Annotated in this window: 17 protein-coding genes and 1 riboswitch; of the genes, 5 read left to right on the top strand and 12 right to left on the bottom strand. The window is 73.9% G+C overall.

What is annotated here, in order from left to right; all coding sequences use genetic code 11:
- Window positions 1–483: a thiol-disulfide oxidoreductase DCC family protein gene (locus tag V5O46_RS25145; RefSeq protein WP_332886967.1), complete on the top strand. Its 483-nt coding sequence runs from the start codon at window positions 1–3 to the stop codon at window positions 481–483.
- Window positions 484–493: 10 nt separating this feature from the next.
- Entirely contained in the window at window positions 494–1,237 is a 744-nt protein-coding gene (locus V5O46_RS25140; RefSeq protein WP_332886966.1) for a TetR family transcriptional regulator, read from the top strand.
- 45 nt (window positions 1,238–1,282) lie between these two features.
- On the opposite strand, the gene V5O46_RS25135 is transcribed toward V5O46_RS25140, so the two are convergent.
- Together V5O46_RS25135 and V5O46_RS25130 are read right to left on the bottom strand one after the other, a co-directional pair.
- The gene (locus V5O46_RS25135; RefSeq protein WP_332886965.1) at window positions 1,283–2,737 is read right to left on the bottom strand and encodes a metallophosphoesterase; all 1,455 of its coding nucleotides are present in this window, start codon (window positions 2,735–2,737) and stop codon (window positions 1,283–1,285) included.
- 60 nt (window positions 2,738–2,797) lie between these two features.
- Window positions 2,798–3,037, bottom strand: coding sequence for an SCO4848 family membrane protein (locus tag V5O46_RS25130; protein ID WP_332886964.1), 240 nt, complete (start codon window positions 3,035–3,037; stop codon window positions 2,798–2,800).
- 172 nt (window positions 3,038–3,209) lie between these two features.
- On the opposite strand from V5O46_RS25130, the gene V5O46_RS25125 reads away from it, so the two are divergent.
- Window positions 3,210–4,523, top strand: a complete 1,314-nt coding sequence (locus V5O46_RS25125) for a D-alanyl-D-alanine carboxypeptidase family protein (protein ID WP_332886963.1) — start codon at window positions 3,210–3,212, stop codon at window positions 4,521–4,523.
- On the opposite strand, the gene V5O46_RS25120 is transcribed toward V5O46_RS25125, so the two are convergent.
- Genes V5O46_RS25120 through V5O46_RS25105 form a run of 4 tightly spaced genes read right to left on the bottom strand, consistent with a single transcriptional unit; the run spans window position 4,471 to window position 7,394 of the window.
- Window positions 4,471–5,478, bottom strand: a complete 1,008-nt coding sequence (locus V5O46_RS25120) for a YihY/virulence factor BrkB family protein (protein WP_332886962.1) — start codon at window positions 5,476–5,478, stop codon at window positions 4,471–4,473. The two genes, V5O46_RS25125 and V5O46_RS25120, sit on opposite strands and share 53 nt — an antisense overlap.
- Window positions 5,466–5,936, bottom strand: a complete 471-nt coding sequence (locus V5O46_RS25115) for a GtrA family protein (protein WP_332886961.1) — start codon at window positions 5,934–5,936, stop codon at window positions 5,466–5,468. Before V5O46_RS25115 ends, V5O46_RS25120 begins: the two co-directional genes overlap by 13 nt.
- Window positions 5,930–6,877: a decaprenyl-phosphate phosphoribosyltransferase gene (locus V5O46_RS25110; RefSeq protein ID WP_332886960.1), complete on the bottom strand. Its 948-nt coding sequence runs from the start codon at window positions 6,875–6,877 to the stop codon at window positions 5,930–5,932. Before V5O46_RS25110 ends, V5O46_RS25115 begins: the two co-directional genes overlap by 7 nt.
- Window positions 6,870–7,394 carry a phosphatase PAP2 family protein gene (locus V5O46_RS25105; RefSeq protein WP_332886959.1) on the bottom strand — a complete coding sequence of 175 codons (525 nt, stop codon included), beginning with the start codon at window positions 7,392–7,394 and terminating at the stop codon, window positions 6,870–6,872. The genes V5O46_RS25110 and V5O46_RS25105 overlap by 8 nt, the downstream gene beginning before the upstream one ends.
- 154 nt (window positions 7,395–7,548) lie before the next feature.
- Here V5O46_RS25105 and V5O46_RS25100 point away from each other — a divergent pair, with 154 nt between their 5' ends.
- Together V5O46_RS25100 and V5O46_RS25095 are read left to right on the top strand one after the other, a co-directional pair.
- Window positions 7,549–8,907 carry an FAD-binding protein gene (locus tag V5O46_RS25100; RefSeq protein ID WP_332886958.1) on the top strand — a complete coding sequence of 453 codons (1,359 nt, stop codon included), beginning with the start codon at window positions 7,549–7,551 and terminating at the stop codon, window positions 8,905–8,907.
- Window positions 8,908–9,009: 102 nt separating this feature from the next.
- Window positions 9,010–9,765 (top strand): decaprenylphospho-beta-D-erythro-pentofuranosid-2-ulose 2-reductase, encoded by a 756-nt coding sequence (locus V5O46_RS25095; RefSeq protein WP_332886957.1) that lies wholly within the window; start codon window positions 9,010–9,012, stop codon window positions 9,763–9,765.
- An 18-nt stretch (window positions 9,766–9,783) separates the two neighbouring features.
- On the opposite strand, the gene V5O46_RS25090 is transcribed toward V5O46_RS25095, so the two are convergent.
- From V5O46_RS25090 to pdxR, 6 genes are all read right to left on the bottom strand, one after another.
- Complete coding sequence (locus V5O46_RS25090; RefSeq protein ID WP_332886956.1) at window positions 9,784–10,362, bottom strand: 2'-5' RNA ligase family protein; 579 nt, start codon at window positions 10,360–10,362, stop codon at window positions 9,784–9,786.
- Between the two features lie 149 nt (window positions 10,363–10,511).
- Window positions 10,512–11,525 (bottom strand): tryptophan--tRNA ligase, encoded by a 1,014-nt coding sequence (gene trpS / locus V5O46_RS25085; protein ID WP_332886955.1) that lies wholly within the window; start codon window positions 11,523–11,525, stop codon window positions 10,512–10,514.
- A 97-nt stretch (window positions 11,526–11,622) separates the two neighbouring features.
- Window positions 11,623–13,074 carry a glycine hydroxymethyltransferase gene (locus V5O46_RS25080; RefSeq protein WP_332886954.1) on the bottom strand — a complete coding sequence of 484 codons (1,452 nt, stop codon included), beginning with the start codon at window positions 13,072–13,074 and terminating at the stop codon, window positions 11,623–11,625.
- Window positions 13,075–13,115: 41 nt separating this feature from the next.
- A riboswitch (ZMP/ZTP riboswitch) is annotated at window positions 13,116–13,205 on the bottom strand.
- Window positions 13,206–13,268: 63 nt separating this feature from the next.
- Complete coding sequence (locus tag V5O46_RS25075) at window positions 13,269–14,453, bottom strand: glutathionylspermidine synthase family protein (protein ID WP_332886953.1); 1,185 nt, start codon at window positions 14,451–14,453, stop codon at window positions 13,269–13,271.
- Window positions 14,454–14,455: 2 nt separating this feature from the next.
- The gene (locus tag V5O46_RS25070; protein WP_332886952.1) at window positions 14,456–14,815 is read right to left on the bottom strand and encodes a hypothetical protein; all 360 of its coding nucleotides are present in this window, start codon (window positions 14,813–14,815) and stop codon (window positions 14,456–14,458) included.
- Between the two features lie 53 nt (window positions 14,816–14,868).
- A complete protein-coding gene (gene pdxR, locus V5O46_RS25065) occupies window positions 14,869–16,257 on the bottom strand; it encodes a MocR-like pyridoxine biosynthesis transcription factor PdxR (protein ID WP_332886951.1) in 1,389 nt (462 codons plus the stop codon).
- Window positions 16,258–16,290 lie beyond the last annotated feature (33 nt).

Below are 16,290 nucleotides of genomic sequence, written 5' to 3'. Positions count from 1 at the left end.
ATGGCTCCCGCGACCGCGGCGGCCGGCGCCCCCGTGCGCCGGCTCACCGTCCTCTACGACGCCGAGTGCTCGCTGTGCGCCTTCGTACGGGACTGGCTGCTGCGCCAGCCGCAGCTCGTCCCGCTGGAGACGGTGCCGGCCGGCTCGGCGGAGGCCCTGCGGCGCTTCCCCGGCCTGGACCACGGCGCCACCCTCGACGAGATCACCGTCGTCGGCGACTCCGGCCAGGTCTACCGGGGCCCGCAGGCCTGGATCGTCACCCTGTGGGCGCTGCGCGCGCACCGCCCGCTCGCCCACAGGCTGAGCACCCCGTCCGGGGCGGTGCTGGCCAGGGGCGCGGTGCTGGCCGCCGCCAAGTGGCGCGGCGGTGGCCGGCCCGGCGGCAAGACCCACCGCCGGGCCGACGGCTGGCGCTACGACCCGCGCATCGGCTGGACCTGTGCCGCCCCGGGCTGTGACAGCGGCGCCTGCGCCACTGGCTAGGCTCACTCCCGTGCCTGCGACGAACGAAGGCCCCGGCGAGGGGGCCGCACCCAGCAAGTCCGAGCAGACCCGCGCGCTGATCCTGGAGACGGCCATGCGGCTGTTCCAGGAGCGCGGTTACGACCGGACGACGATGCGGGCCATCGCCCAGGAGGCCGGGGTCTCCGTCGGCAACGCCTACTACTACTTCGCCGGCAAGGAGCATCTGATCCAGGGCTTCTACGACCGGATCGCCGCCGAGCACCAGGCGGCGATCCGCGAGGTGCTGGCCCGGGAGACCGACCTGGAGGCGCGGCTGGGGGGCGTGCTGAAGGTGTGGCTGGACATCGCCACCCCGTACCACGAGTTCGCCGTGCAGTTCTTCAAGAACGCCGCCGACCCGGACAGCCCGCTCAGCCCGTTCTCCCCGGAGTCCGAGCACGCGCGCAACGAGGCCGTCAGCGTGCACCGGGCCGTGCTGGCCGGTGCGAAGACCAGGGTGCCCGAGGATCTGCGGGAGATCCTGCCCGAGCTGATGTGGCTCGCCCAGATGGGACTCGTGCTGTACTGGATCTTCGACCGGACCGAGGGCCGCGAGCGAAGCTACCGGCTGGCCGAGCGCGGCGCCCGGCTCACCGCCCGGGGTGTGGCGCTGGCCCGGTTCCGGGTGCTGCGCCCGCTGGTGCGGGACGTGCACGAGCTGTTCACCGACTTCCTGCCGGGAATGACACGGGCGCTGCCGGATCCCGCCCGGAAGTCCGGCAACGGCCACTGAGACCCGGCGCCGGGCCCGGCGGCAGGCCCGGCCTCAGGACCCGGCTCAGGCCTGGCGTGAGGCCAGTTCGATCACCGTGATGTCGGAGGGGGCGCCCACGCGCGTGGGCGGGCCCCAGGCTCCGGCGCCCCGGCTGACGTAGAGCTGGGTGTCGCCGTAGCGCTCCAGACCGGCGAGGGTCGGATTGGCGGCGCCGGCGATCAGGTTGCCGGGCCAGAGCTGCCCGCCGTGGGTGTGGCCGGAGAGCTGGAGGTCGACGCCGTGGTCGACGGCCTCGTGGATCTGCACCGGCTGGTGGGCGAGCAGCACACAGGCGCGGGCGCGGTCCCGGTCGCCGAGGGCGCGGGCGAAGTCGGGGCCCTGGCCCTCGGTCTCGCCCGCCACGTCGTTGACACCGGCGAGGTCGAAGTGGGGCAGTTCCGTGCGGGCGTTCTCCAGCGGGAGCAGGCCCAGCCGGCGTACCTCCTCGATCCACTGCCCGGCGCCGGAGAAGTACTCGTGGTTGCCGGTGACGAAGTAGCTGCCGTGCCGGGCCTGGAGCTGCGCGAGCGGTGCCGCGGCCGGGCCGAGGTCCTGCACGCTGCCGTCCACCAGGTCGCCGACGACCGCGATCAGGTCGGGCCGGGTGCCGTTGATGGTGTCGACGACCTTCTGGGCGAAGCCGCGGCCCAGCACCGGGCCGAGGTGGACGTCGCTGACCACCGCGATGCGGTAGCCGTGCGCCGCGCGCGGCAGCCTGGCCAGCGGCACGGTGACCCGCTTCACCCGCGGGCCGCGCAGTACGCCGTACGTCCCGTGACCCACGGTCCCGAGGGCCGCCGCGGCGGCGGCGCCGCCGACCACCCGGGAGACGAAGAGACGGCGGGAGGGGACGGCGAGGGAACGGTCCGGCGGCACCCCGCCGGACGGCACGGCCCCGGACGGCACGGCCCCGGACGGCACCGCCCCGGACGGCACCGCCCCGGACACGGCGGCCCCGGACACGGTGGAACCGGGCGTCGAGCCGGGAGCCGCGGGCTCGGCGGCGGGCGCTCCGGCGGAGGCCGGCGGCTCCGGAGCGGCGGGCCGCTCCCCCTCCGGAGTCCTCGCCGGTGCCGTGCCCGCCGGTATACGCGCGGGCGCCTCGTCCCGGGCCGGGTCCCGGTCCGGGGCGGCGGGCACCGGCGTGCGTGCGGCGGCCCGGCGTTCCAGGAGGCGCCGCAGCAGCGGCCGTACCAGCTCCCCCGCCAGCACGGCCAGGAGCAGATAGAGCGCCAGGGCCAGCCACAGGAAGCCCGGCCAGGCCAGCGCCTGCTGCAGCCCGAAGGGCGCGCCCGCGCGCTCGGCGACGAGGGCGCCGATCGTCAGCACCCAGCCCCCGGCGATCAGCACCGCGCCGGCCCGGCGCACCCAGCCCGGTCCACGGGTCGTGTCGCGGAACAGCCGGCGCCACAGGTACCAGTTCCCCGCCACCAGGACGCCCAGCACCGCCAGCGCGACGAGCCCGAAGACGACCACCATGCCGTCGTATCCCCTCAGTTGTGACGTCCGCGGCGCCCGTGGCGTCCGCGGTCGGTCCGGCTATGACTTCCGGCGCAGTGCGCGCAGACCGCGCAACCCGATGACCCCGATGACCGTCCCCAATACGAAGGAGACGACGGCCAGCGTCAGATGCACCCAGAAGTACGCCGTGGGGTCGCCGTCCTCGAAGGCGAGCCCGCTGTTGTCCTCGGCCAGGTTCCTGACGAAAGTGATCCAGATGACCCAGCTCCACACCCCGAAGGCGAGCAGGAACCAGGAGACGGGTCGGCTCAGCCTCACAAGTACCAACCTTTCGTTGCAGCGCCGGGGGCCCGAGGCCGGCCGGGGGTCCGGGGGCCGTCCCCCGGGTCGGCACGGTACGGAGCCAGTATCGCCGCCGGGTGTCCGGATCCGTGTGCGGGGTGGGGAGGGGGTGCGGACGGGTCGGCGGCCGGGAGGTACGTTCTGCGTCGTGCCCGCTGCCAAGAAGACCATCAGACGAACCCTGCTGGTGACCACCGCCGCCCTGACCACCGTCTCGTCGCTCGCGCTGACCGCGCCGCTCGCGCACGCGGCTCCGAGCCCCTCCGCGACGCCGTCCGCCACTCCCCCGGCGAAGATGTCCACGGTCGGCGGTGCGCGGCTCGGGCAGCCGGGCACCCAGGTCGATCTGGCGGCCGGCGTGCCGGTGCTGCCGAAGGACGTGACCGCCCGTTCCTGGATAGTCGCCGACGCCGAGTCCGGCGAGGTGCTGGCCGCGCACAACGCGCACTGGCGGCTGGCACCGGCGAGCACGCTGAAGATGCTGTTCGCCGACACGCTGCTGCCGAAGTTCCCCGCCACGCAGACCCACCAGGTCGCCCCGTCCGATCTGGCGGGCGTCGGCTCCGGCTCCAGCATGGTCGGCATCAAGGAGAACGAGACCTACACCGTCCGCGACCTGTGGCTCGGCGTGTTCCTGCGCTCCGGCAACGACGCCGTGCACGTGCTGTCCGCGATGAACGAGGGCGGTCTGGAGGGCACCGTCGAGGACATGAACGAGCACGCCGAGGAACTGCAGGCGCTGGACACCGTGGTGAAGAGCCCGGACGGCTACGACGCGCCCGGCCAGGTCTCCTCCGCGTACGACCTGACCCTGTTCGCCCGCTCGGGGCTGCAGAAGAAGGACTTCCGCGACTACTGCTCGACGGTCCGCGCCAAGTTCCCCGGCAGGACGACGAAGGACAAGAAGGGCAAGCCGACCCGCGGTTCCTTCGAGATACAGAACACCAACCGGCTGCTCACCGGCGACTCGGACGTGGACGTCTACCAGGGCATCGCCGGGGTGAAGAACGGCAGCACCACCAACGCGGGCGCCACCTTCACCGGTGTCGCCGAGCGGGGCGGCAAGGTGCTGCTCGTCACCGTGATGAACCCGGAGAAGGACGAGCACAACGAGGTCTACAAGGAGACCGCCCGCCTGTTCGACTGGGGTTTCCAGGCGGCGGGCAAGGTCGAGCCGGTGGGCGAGCTGGTGGCGCCGAGGAGCGCCGCGCAGCCCGGCGCGTCGCCGGGTGCGAGCGGCTCGGCGGGTACCGGCGGCTCCGGTGAGGCGGGCGGCGGGCCCGCCGAGGGAGCGGCCGGGACCGAGCCGGTCGCGGGTGCCCGGGCCGGGGACGGCTCCGGCGGCCTGGGAATCGCGCTGGCGATCACCGGAGGGGTGCTGGTGCTGCTGGCGGGGGGCGCGTTCCTGGTCAACCGCCGCTGGCCGCTGCCCGATCTGGTCCGTCGCCGCGATCGTTCCTGACCTCCGGCTCCGGCTTCTCCTCCGGCTCCTGCCCCGGGTTCTCCTCCGGCTCCGGCTCGGGGCCCGGGCCGGGGTCGGGTCCGGCGCCGTCGGCCCGGTCGGCCGTGCCCGCCCCGTCGGTGGCCGTCCAGGCGGCGCAGTACAGCACGAGTTTGCTGGTGAAGTTGATCCACAGCAGCAGGGCGATGGGCACCCCGAAGGCGCCGTACATGCTCCTGGTGGCGACGCCCTGCATATAGCCGCTGAGCAGCAGCTTGAGCAGTTCGAAGCCGACGGCGCCGATGAGCGCGCCGACCACCAGCCGGCGGCGGGGCGGCTCGGCGCCTGGCAGCACACCGAGGACGTACAGCAGGACCAGGAAGTCGGCCAGTACGGCGACGGCGAACGCGCCGATGTAGAGCAGGACTCCGCCGACACCGCCGCTGTCCATGCCGAGTTGCCGGATGATCCAGCCGACCAGGGCGGAGGCCACGGTGGAGATGCCGATGGTGATCAGCAGCGCGCCGCCGAGGCCGACCAGGACGCCGACGTCCTTGGCCCGGGTCAGCAGCGGGCTCTCCTCCGGGTCGGGCAGCTCCCAGACGGCCCGCAGACAGCCCCGGGTCGCCTCGATCCAGCCCATGCCGGTGAACAGCAGCAGCACGCCGGCGATCAGACCGACGGTGCCCGCGTTCTGCACCAGGTCCTGGATGTTCAGCTGGTCGGAGATGCCGGGCACCTGCTGGGCGATCTTGTCCTGGATCTCGTTCTGCTGCTCCGTGCTGAGCGTGGCGGCGGCGACCGCGGCGGCCAGCGTGAGCAACGGGAAGAGCGCCACGAAACTGGTGAAGGTCATCGCGGCGGCCAGCCGTGTCCACTTCACCCGGTCCAGGCGCTCGTACGACCGCCATGCGTGCGTCTCCATCAGCCGAGCCGCCCACGGCCCCACGACGGGAAGCTTCTTCAGCCAGTCCATGTACCGACCCTGCCCGCTGTCCGCCCGGTCCATGGCGTGCCGCGCCGGTCGGCTCCGGCGGTACGGAACACCAGGGTGCGGGTGCCCCAGAAGCGCAGCAGGGTGGCCAGCGCCATGCCCACCCCGGCACCGGAGACGGTGTCGGCACGCTGCGAGGTGAGGCCGAGGCCGTAGTGGCTGACGGCCAGGCAGAGCAGCTGGACGGCGGCCCCGGCGGCGTTGACCGCGCAGAAGGCGGCGTACGGCCGCAGTCCACGGGGGCGGGCGTGCCGGTAGGGGCCGAGCGCGTTGCCGGCGTACGCCACCGAGCAGCCGGCGGCGAAGGACACCGCCTTGGCGGTGAGCGGGTCGACGCCGGCCGGTCCGCGCAGCCAGCTGAACAGGGCGAGGTCGACGGCGTAGGCGAGGAGGCCGGCGGCGGCGAACCCGAGCAGCTCGCGCCGCCGGTCGGCTACCAATTGGCCACCGCCAGCGCGTACATGGCCGCCCAGACGGCGCCGATCACGGCGAGCGCCGGGTCGCGCAGCACGACGTCCTCGGGTTCGCCGGCGGTGCCGCGGTCGGCGAAGACGGCGTAGCGCAGGACGGCGAGGATGAACGCCACCATGGACAGCTGGCGCCAGGGCAGCAGGCCGGTGTGCGGGACGCCGCCCGCCTCCAGGGCCCACAGGCAGTAGCCGAGGACCGCGGCACCGGCCGCGAGCTGCCACACGAAGCGCAGATAGCCGGTGGTGTACTCGGTGAGCAGCGCCCGGGTGGCGCCCGCGGTCCCGGCCAGCTGGACGGCCTCGGAGTACCGCTTGGCCGCCACCATGAACAGCGCCCCGAAGCCGGTGGTGATGAGGAACCAGCGCGACAGCGGGATGCCGAGGGCCAGTCCGCCGGCCGCCGCCCGCATCAGGAAGCCGGTGGTGACCACGGCCAGGTCGACGACGAGGACGTGCTTGAGGCTGACGCAGTAGGCCAGTTGCATGACCAGGTAGGCAGCCAGCAGGGCGGCGACGGAGGGCGTGCACAGCAGGGCCGCGGCGGCGGGCGCGAGCATGCCCAGGACGGCACCGGCGGCGTAGGCGACGGGTACCGGGACCTGGCCGGCGGCCACGGGGCGGTGCCGCTTGACCGGATGGGCGCGGTCGGCGGCGGCGTCGCGGGCGTCGTTGACCAGGTAGACGGCGGCGGCGCAGGCGGTGAACAGCACGAGGACCAGGGCGGTCTGGGTCAGCGCGTGCCGGGTGAAGAGCTGGCCGGCGGCGGCCGGGGCTGCGACGACCAGGACGTTCTTGACCCACTGCCGGGGGCGTGCGGTCCTGAGCAGGCCGGTCAGGATTCCGCCGCGGCGGGGCGGGGCGGGCGGTCCCCCGTGGACGCCGCGCCGGTGCAGTACCGCGGTGTCAGTCACGGGCGGCGGCTCCCCTCATCCAGTCGGCGCCGAGCCGGGCGGTGAGGGCGCCCAGGGCCACGCCCGCCGCCACGTCCGAGGGGTAGTGGACGCCGGCCACCAGCCGGGACAGGCACACGGCCGCGGCCAGCGGCCGGACCACGCGGCGCCCGCGTACGCCCAGCGCGCCGAGGGTGCCGACGGCGACGGCCGCGGCGGCCGACGAGGCCGCGTGCGAGCTGGGGAAGGAGTGCCGGCCCGCGGTGCGGACGAGCGGCTCCACGTGTGCCGGACGGGGGCGGCGCACGATCTGCTTCACCCCTGTGCCGGCGACGTGTGCGCCCGCCACGAGCGCGGTGCCGCGTAGCCAGGCGCCGCGCCGGGCGCCGTCCACGGCGGCTGCGGTGAGCCCGGCCGCGAGCCACAGCGCCCCGTGCTCGCCCGCCCGGGACAGGGCGCGCGCCGGGCCGGCCACCCGCGGGTCCGTGCCGTAGGCCCTGAGCGCGGCGACGAGCCGGTGGTCCAGGTCCAGGTTCATGAGGACCGACTGTCCCTGCCCGGCGGGCCGGAGCTCCGGAAAAACTCCGGGATGATTGAGTGACATCCCATTAATCACCCGTTTCGGGGACGAACGAGTTGTTCCGGGATGTTTCACAAGTGATCGCTCAGATATCGGCGATACGGTCACCGCCATGGCTGCCGACACCACCGTCTCCGTCACCGGGTGGGGCCGCACCGCGCCCACCGTCGCCCGGCTGATCCGGCCCCGGACGTACGAGGAGGTCGCGGCGGCCGTCCGGGACTGCGGCGCCCGCGGCGGCATCCCCCGGGGGCTGGGGCGGGCGTACGGGGACGCGGCGCAGAACGCGGGCGGTGCCGTGCTGGACATGACCGGCCTGGATCGCATCCACGCGATCGACGCCGAGGGCGGCACCGTGCTGTGCGACGCGGGCGTCTCCCTGCACCGGCTGATGGAGGTGCTGCTGCCGCTCGGCTGGTTCGTGCCGGTGACCCCCGGCACCCGCCAGGTGACCGTCGGCGGGGCGATCGGCGCCGACGTCCACGGCAAGAACCACCATGTGTCCGGCTCCTTCTCCCGGCATGTGCTGGCCCTGGAGCTGCTCACCGCCGACGGCCAGGTCCGCTCGGTGCGCCCCGGCACCACGCTGTTCGACGCCACTGCGGGCGGCATGGGCCTGACCGGGGTCATCCTCACCGCGACGGTCCGGCTGCAGCCGGTCGAGACCGCACTGATGTCGGTGGACACCGAGCGGGCCCACGACCTCGACGATCTGATGGCCCGTCTCGCCGCGACAGACCACCGCTACCGCTACTCCGTCGCCTGGATCGACCTGCTGGCCCGCGGCGCCGCGACCGGCCGCGCCGTGCTCACCCGGGGCGACCACGCCCCGCTGGCCGCCCTGCCGGACCGCTGCCGCGCCCGGCGCCGCCCGCTCGCCTTCCGCACCCCCCGGCTCCCGGCCGCCCCCGCCTTCGTCCCCGAGGGCCTGCTCAGCCGCACCACCGTCGGCCTGTTCAACGCGCTGTGGTACCGCGCGGCACCCCGGGCCAGGACCGGCGGACTGCAGCGGCTCCCCGGCTTCTTCCACCCGCTGGACGGCGTCCCGCACTGGAACCGGATCTACGGCCGCGGCGGCTTCGTGCAGTACCAGTTCGCCGTCGGCTACGGCCGGGAGGAGGCCCTGCGCCGCATCGTGCACCGCATCTCCGAGCGCCGCTGCCCGTCCTTCCTGGCCGTCCTCAAGCGCTTCGGGGACGCCGACCCCGGCTGGCTCTCCTTCCCCGTGCCCGGGTGGACGCTGGCCCTGGACATCCCGGCGAACCTGCCGGGTCTCGGCGCCTTCCTCGACGAGCTGGACGAGGAGGTCGCCGCGGCGGGCGGCCGGGTCTACCTCGCCAAGGACGCCCGGCTGCGGCCCGAGCTGCTCGCGGCGATGTACCCGCGCCTGGACGACTTCCGTGCGCTGCGCGCGGAGCTGGATCCGCGCGGGGTCTTCGTCTCCGACCTCTCCCGCCGGCTCGCCCTCTGATCGCCTCTCCCCGGTCACCCCCCTGACCGCCCCGTGATCACCCCCTGATCAGCCCCTCTGTCCACCCGTCTGTTCGCCCCTCCGATCGTCCTTGGAGCCGCCGTGAAGGATGCCTTCGGCCTCCCCCAGTCCCTCCTCGTCCTCGGCGGTACGTCCGAGATCGCGCTGGCCACCGCGCGCCGTCTGATCGCCCGCCGCACCCGCACCGTGTGGCTGGCCGGCCGTCCCTCACCCGCGCTGGACCGGGCCGCCGGCGAGCTGAGCGGTCTCGGCGCCACGGTCCGCACCGTCGGCTTCGACGCCCTGGACCCCGAGTCGCACGAGGCGGCGCTCGGCAAGGTCTTCGCCGAGGGCGACATCGACCTGGTGCTGCTGGCCTTCGGGGTGCTCGGCGACCAGGCCCACGACGAGCGGGAGCCGGCCGGCGCGGTACGGGTCGCCCAGACCAACTACACCGGCGCCGTCTCCTCCGGGCTGGTCTGCGCCCGCGCGCTCCAGGCGCAGGGCCACGGCTCGCTGGTCGTGCTGTCCTCGGTGGCCGGAGAGCGGGCCCGCCGCGCCAACTTCATCTACGGCTCCAGCAAGGCCGGCCTGGACGCCTTCGCCCAGGGCCTGGGCGACGCGCTGCACGGCACGGGCGTGCACGTGATGGTCGTACGGCCCGGGTTCGTGCGCACCCGGATGACGGCAGGGACGGCGGAGGCACCGCTGGCGACGACGCCGGAGGCGGTGGCGACCGCCGTGGAGCTGGGGCTGCGGCGGCGCTCGGAGACGGTGTGGGTGCCGGGAGCGCTGCGGCTGGTGATGGCGGCGGTGCGGCATCTGCCGCGCGGGGTGTTCCGGCGGCTGCCGCTGTAGGGAGGCCCCTCCGGACGGCTATCGGGTGGGCAGGGAGCCGCGCACCGCGTGACCGGCCTGCGGCGGGACGACCGCGCTGCCGAAGGGGAACTCGCGGAGCTTGCCCCAGACGCCGTCGGCGCCCTGCGCGTACAGCGCGAAGCCGCTGCAGGGCCACTGGGCCTCGTAGTCGGCGAGCTCCTCGAAGGCGCGGTCCATCGCCGCCTCCTCGATGCCGTGCGCCACCGTCACATGCGGGTGGTAAGGGAACTGCAGCTCGCGTGCCAGGGGGCCGGAGGCGTCCCGGACCTGCTGTTGCAGCCAGGCGCAGGCCTCGCCGCCCTCCACCACCCGGACGAAGACCACCGGCGACAGCGGCCGGAAGGTCCCGGTGCCGGACAGCCGCATCGGGAAGGGCCGCCCGGCGCCCGCGACGTCCGCCAGGTGCGTCTCGATCGCGGGCAGCGACGCCGCCGCGACCTCCGTCGGCGGCAGCAGGGTGACATGCGTGGGGATGCAGTGCGCCGCGGCGTCGCCGAAGCCCGCGCGCAGCTGCTGGAGCTCGCTGCCGTGAGGCTCCGGGACCGCGATCGACACACCGATCGTTACGGTCCCCACGTCGTCTCCTGTCGTTCTGTCGGTGCCGCCCGCCCCGCCGGCGAGCAGGAGTGGCCGCGGTCGCGGCCACTCGGATATCGACTGTACGGCCACGACCCCGCCACCGGCAGGCGCAACCGGAGTGATGTGCGGCGCTTCAGATGCTCGGGTCAGTGCTTGGCGGGCAGGAAGCCCACCCGCGCGTACGTCTGCGCGAGGGTCTCGGCGGCGACGGCGCGGGCCTTCTCCGCCCCCTTGGCCAGGATCGCGTCGAGCGTCTCGGGGTCGTCGAGGTAGCTGCGGGTGCGCTCCCGGAACGGCGTCGCGAAGTCGACCATGACCTCGGCGAGGTCGGTCTTCAGCGCGCCGTAGCCCTTGCCCTCGTACTTCTGCTCCAGCTCGGCGACGGCCGTGCCGGTGAGCGTCGAGTAGACGGAGAGGAGGTTGCTGACGCCCGGCTTGGTCTCGGGGTCGAAGCGGATCACGGTGTCCGTGTCGGTGACCGCGCTCCTGACCTTCTTGGCGGTGGCCTTCGGCTCGTCCAGGAGGTTGATCAGGCCCTTCGGCGTGGACGCCGACTTGCTCATCTTGATCGACGGGTCCTGGAGGTCGTAGATCTTCGCCGTCTCCTTGAGGATGTAGGGCTTCGGGAGGGTGAAGGTCGGCCCGAACCGGCCGTTGAAGCGCTCGGCGAGGTCGCGGGTGAGCTCGATGTGCTGGCGCTGGTCCTCGCCGACCGGCACCTCGTTCGCCTGGTACAGCAGGATGTCGGCCACCTGCAGGATCGGGTAGGTGAACAGGCCGACGGAGGCGCGGTCGGCACCCTGCCTGGCGGACTTGTCCTTGAACTGGGTCATGCGGCTCGCCTCGCCGAAACCGGTGAGGCAGTTCATGACCCAGGCGAGCTGGGCGTGCTCGGGGACATGACTCTGGACGAACAGTGTGCAGCGCTCCGGGTCCAGACCGGCGGCCAGCAGCTGGGCCGCGGCCAGCCGGGTGTTGGCGCGCAGTTCCTTCGGGTCCTGCGGGACCGTGATCGCGTGCAGGTCGACGACCATGTAGAACGCGTCGTGGGTCTCCTGCAGGGCCACCCACTGGCGGACGGCGCCGAGGTAGTTGCCGAGGTGGAACGAGCCGGCGGTGGGCTGGATGCCGGAGAGCACGCGGGGTCGGTCATTCGCCATGCCCACCATTGTCTCAGAGCGGGTGGAGGGCTCCGTGCGTGGGGAACTGCGGACCGTCGTGGCCGCGCAGTTCCCCGCGAACCCCACGGGGTGCCCGTCAGCCCAGGTCGATCTCCGGGTACAGCGGGAAGCCCGCCACCAGGTCGGTCGCCCGGTGGGAGATCTCGTCGGCGATCTTGGGATCGAGGACGTGCGCGGCCTTGGAGAGGGCGCCGGACTTGGTGGTGCCCGGCTCCGTGCTGGTCAGGACGCGGTCGATCAGGCCGGCCACCTCGTCCATCTCCGCCGTGCCCAGGCCTCGGGTGGTGAGCGCGGGCGTGCCGATGCGGATGCCCGAGGTGTACCAGGCGCCGTTGGGGTCGGCGGGGATGGCGTTGCGGTTGGTGACGATGCCGGAGTCCAGCAGGGCGGCCTCGGCCTGGCGGCCGGTGAGGCCGTGGGAGGCGGCGACGTCGATCAGGTTGAGGTGGTTGTCGCTGCCGCCGGTGACCAGGGTGGCGCCGCGCCGCAGCAGGCCCTCGGCCAGCGCGCGGGAGTTGTCGACGATGCGCCGGGCGTAGTCCTGGAACGCGGGCTGCCGGGCCTCGGCCAGGGCGACCGCCTTGGCGGCCATGACGTGCGGCAGCGGGCCGCCGAGCACCATCGGGCAGCCGCGGTCGACCTGGTCCCTGAGGGAGTCGTCGCACAACACCATGCCGCCGCGCGGGCCGCGCAGCGACTTGTGTGTGGTGGTCGTCACGATCTGGGCGTGCGGGACCGGGTCGAAGTCCCCGGTGAGGACCTTGCCGGCGACCAGGCCCGCGAAGTGCGCCATGTCGACCATGAGGGTCGCGCCGACCTCGTCGGCGATCTCCCGCATGATCCGGAAGTTCACCAGCCGGGGGTAGGCGGAGTAGCCGGCGACGATGATCAGCGGCTTGAACTCGCGGGCCTGGGCGCGCAGCGCGTCGTAGTCGATCAGGCCGGTGGCCGGGTCGGTGCCGTAGGAACGCTGGTCGAACATCTTGCCGGAGATGTTCGGCCGGAAGCCGTGGGTGAGGTGGCCGCCGGCGTCCAGGGACATGCCGAGCATGCGCTGGTTGCCGAAGGCCTGCCGCAGCTCGGCCCAGTCGGCGTCGGAGAGGTCGTTGATCTGGCGGACGCCGGTCTTCTGCAGGAAGGGCGCCTCCACGCGGTCGGCGAGGACGGCCCAGAAGGCCACCAGGTTGGCGTCGATGCCGGAGTGCGGCTGGACGTAGGCGTGGCGGGCGCCGAACAGCTCGCGGGCGTGCTCGGCGGCGAGGGACTCGACGGTGTCGACGTTGCGGCAGCCGGCGTAGAAGCGGCGGCCGACGGTGCCCTCGGCGTACTTGTCGCTGAACCAGTTGCCCATCGCCAGCAGGGTGGCCGGGGAGGCGTAGTTCTCGGAGGCGATCAGCTTGAGCATCTCGCGCTGGTCGGCGACCTCCTGGCCGATGGCGTCGGCGACGCGCGGCTCGACGGTGCGGATCACGTCGAGGGCGGCGCGGTAGGCGGTGGAAGCGGGGGTGAGCGGCTGCTGCTCTGACATCTCGGCCTCCGGGCGGCGTGGCTTGAAGCGGTCACGGTTCACGGTTCGGCCCAGGCGCACGGCACATGTCCTGCCACGGGCCGCTTCCCGATGGTCGATCCCATCCCAGCGCGCCAGTCACGGCCCGTGGTCAGCGTACCGGGCGGTCCTCGGTGGGGTGGCCCGGCGTCCACCATACGAGCGGCGGCGTCCGCTCAGAGGATCACGTGGGGCAGGAAGCGGGCGTACTCGTCGGTCACCAGGCCCGAGGACTCGCGGATGCCCAGGCCCGCGGACTCGTTCTCCACGACCCAGGCGCCCAGGACGACGCGGTTGCCGTCGAAGTCCGGGAGCGGGGCCAGGGCCTGGTAGCAGCAGGGTTCCTCGCGCGGGGTGGGCTCGGTGCCGGGGGCGTGGATCGTCACGCCCGCGCCCTCGCGGCCCAGCAGCGGCTTGGCGACCCAGCCGGTGGTGCGGGCCAGCCCGCGCGGGCCGTCCACGTAGGCGGGCAGGAGGTTGGGGTGGCCGGGGTACAGCTCCCAGAGGATCGCCAGCAGTGCCTTGTTGCTCAGCAGCATCTTCCAGGCGGGTTCGATCCACAGGGTGGAGCCGGTGCCGCTGCCGTTGTCGAGGGTGTCCAGGACGTGGCCGGCGAAGCGGTCGGTGGTGAGCCACTCCCAGGGGTAGAGCTTGAAGACGCTGCGGATGAACCGGAGCCTGGTGTCGACGAAGCGGCGGGAGAGGCGGTCCCAGCCGATCTCCTCCACGGTGATCCAGTCGGTGGCCAGCCCCGCCTGCTCGGCGGTCTCCTTGAGGTAGGCGACCGTCATCAGGTCCTCGCCGAGTTCGTCGGCCTCGGAGTGCGCGAAGTACAGCGGGCTGCCCGGCGGCAGCAGCGCGGCCTGCTTCTTCCAGGCGTCGATCAGCCGCTCGTGCAGGGAGTTCCACTGGTCGGCGCCGGGGAAGCACTCCTCCATCCAGAACCACTGCGGGGAGGCGGCCTCCACCAGCGACGTGGGGGTGTCGGCGTTGTACTCCAGCAGGGTGGCGGGGCCGGTGCCGTCGTAGCGCAGGTCGAAGCGGCCGTAGACGGAGGGCAGTTCGGCGCGCCGGCGCCAGGCCTCGGCGACCGCGCGGGCGATGCGCGGGTCGGTGATGCCGAGGTCGGCGAAGCGGTTCTCGGCGACGATGTGCTCGGCGGCGGCCAGGCACATGCGGTGCAGTTCCTCGACGGTCTCCTCCAGGGCCTCGACCTCGTCGAGGGAGAAGACGTAGTAGGCGCTCTCGTCCCAGTAGGGGCGCAGCGAGTCGTCGGGGTAGCGGGTGAGGGGGTATATCAGCCCCTGGTCCTCGACGGTCTGCTGCCAGCCGGGGCGGGGCCGGGTGGTGCGGCGCTCCACGTTCAGCCTCCCCTGCTGCCGGAGGCGGAGCAGCCGATGCCGCCCCGGTCGACGGCGGCGGCGCGGCTGAAGGTGCCGTCGTCGGCGAAGCCGCCGCTGACGTCGGGGTCGTAGTACCAGTCGGGGTCCTGGGAGCGTGCCCCGTAGGAGCCGCCGTAGGAGGAGCCGGACGCGCCGGACGCGCCGCCGGAGGTGCAGTTCCCGTCGGCGATGACCTTGTAGCCGTGGAGGAAGTCGTAGCTGTCGCGGTCCACGCAGCGGCGGTCGGGTTCGGAGCTGCAGGAGGTCAGCGCTGCCGCGATGACCCCCATGCTGCCGAGCGCCACGGTGCTGGAGCGCAACCGCCGTCGAGTTTCCGCCATCCTTGACTCCCCCTCATGTCCGACCGTCGTACGGGCGTTGCCGGGAGGGGACTCTACGGCAGTACCCGGCACAGGGCGTCGAGAGCCCCCGTCCAGGCGTGGTCGGGCGGGGTGCCGTAGCCGACGACCACGGCGTCGACGGGGTCGGTGACCGCCTGCGGGTGGCGGAATCCGGCCAGCCCGAACAGGGCGAGGCGCTGCCAGGCCGCCGCCCGCAGCACCTCCGGTTCGGTGCCGGGCGGCAGCCGCAGCACGGCGTGGAGTCCGGCGGCGATGCCGGTGGCCCGGACCTCGGGGGCGCGGGCGGCGAGCGCGGCGACCAGGGCGTCGCGGCGGCGCCGGTAGCGCAGCCGGGCGGCACGGACGTGCCGGTCGTGGGCGCCGGAGGTGAGGAACTCGGCGAGGGTCAGCTGCTCCGGCGCCCCGCAGGTGTCGGTGCCGCCCTTGGCCTCGGCGGCCTCCTCGGCGAGGCCCGGCGGCAGCACCGCCCAGGCCAGCCGCAGGCCGGGGGCGAGGGACTTGCTGGCGGTGCCGAGGTAGACGGTGCGGCCGGGGTCCAGGCCCTGCAGGGCGCCGACGGGCTGCCGGTCGTAGCGGAACTCGCCGTCGTAGTCGTCCTCCAGGACCACGGCGCCGGTGCGCCGCGCCCAGTCGACGACGGCCGCCCGCCGGTCGGGGCGGAGCGCCATGCCCATGGGGAACTGGTGGGCGGGGGTGAGCAGTACGGCTCCGGCGTCCTCGGGGGGTGTGCGCGGGTCGGTGCCCCGGTCGTCGAAGGGCAGCGGGACGGTGCGCAGTCCGGCCGTGGTCAGCAGCTCGCGGTGCTGGGCGAGGCCGTACGACTCGACGGCGACCGTCTGTACGCCACGGGCCCTCAGCACCCGGGCGAGCAGGCCCAGGGCGTGTGCGAACCCGGCGCAGACCAGGACGCGTTCGGGGTCGGCGTGCACGCCCCGGGCGCGGGAGAGGTAGCCGGCGAGGGCGGCGCGCAGTTCGGGGCGACCGCGCGGGTCGCCGTAGCCGAGGGCGTCGTGCGGGGCGGCGGCCAGCGCGCGGCGGGTGGCCCGGAGCCACTCGGCGCGGGGGAAGGCGGCCAGGTCGGGGCTGCCGGGGCGGAGGTCGTAGGCGGGGCGGGCGGGGATGCGGGGGCGAGCGGCCTTTGCCGCCGGGGTGGCGACCGCGCGGTCGGCGACGTGGGTGCCGGAGCCCTGGCGGGCGGTGAGCCAGCCCTCGGCGACGAGGTCGGCGTAGGCCTCGGCGACGGTGTTGCGGGCGATGCCGAGGTCGGCGGCGAGGGCGCGGGAGGACGGCAGCCGGGTGCCCGGGGCCAGGCGTGCGGTGCGGACGGCGTCGCGCAGCGCGTCGGTGAGGCCGCGGCGCAGGCCCGGTCCGGTCGGTTCCAGATGCAGGTCGATACCCAGAGTGGCCCAGGATTCCGGCATGGAAATGGACCATACTCCTGGGCTGCTTCGTTC

Source organism: Streptomyces poriticola (assembly GCF_036689765.1).
Classification (GTDB): Bacteria; Actinomycetota; Actinomycetes; order Streptomycetales; family Streptomycetaceae; genus Streptomyces; species Streptomyces poriticola.
Note: the sequence above shows the minus strand (reverse complement) of the source record. Positions and strands in the feature narration are given on the sequence as shown.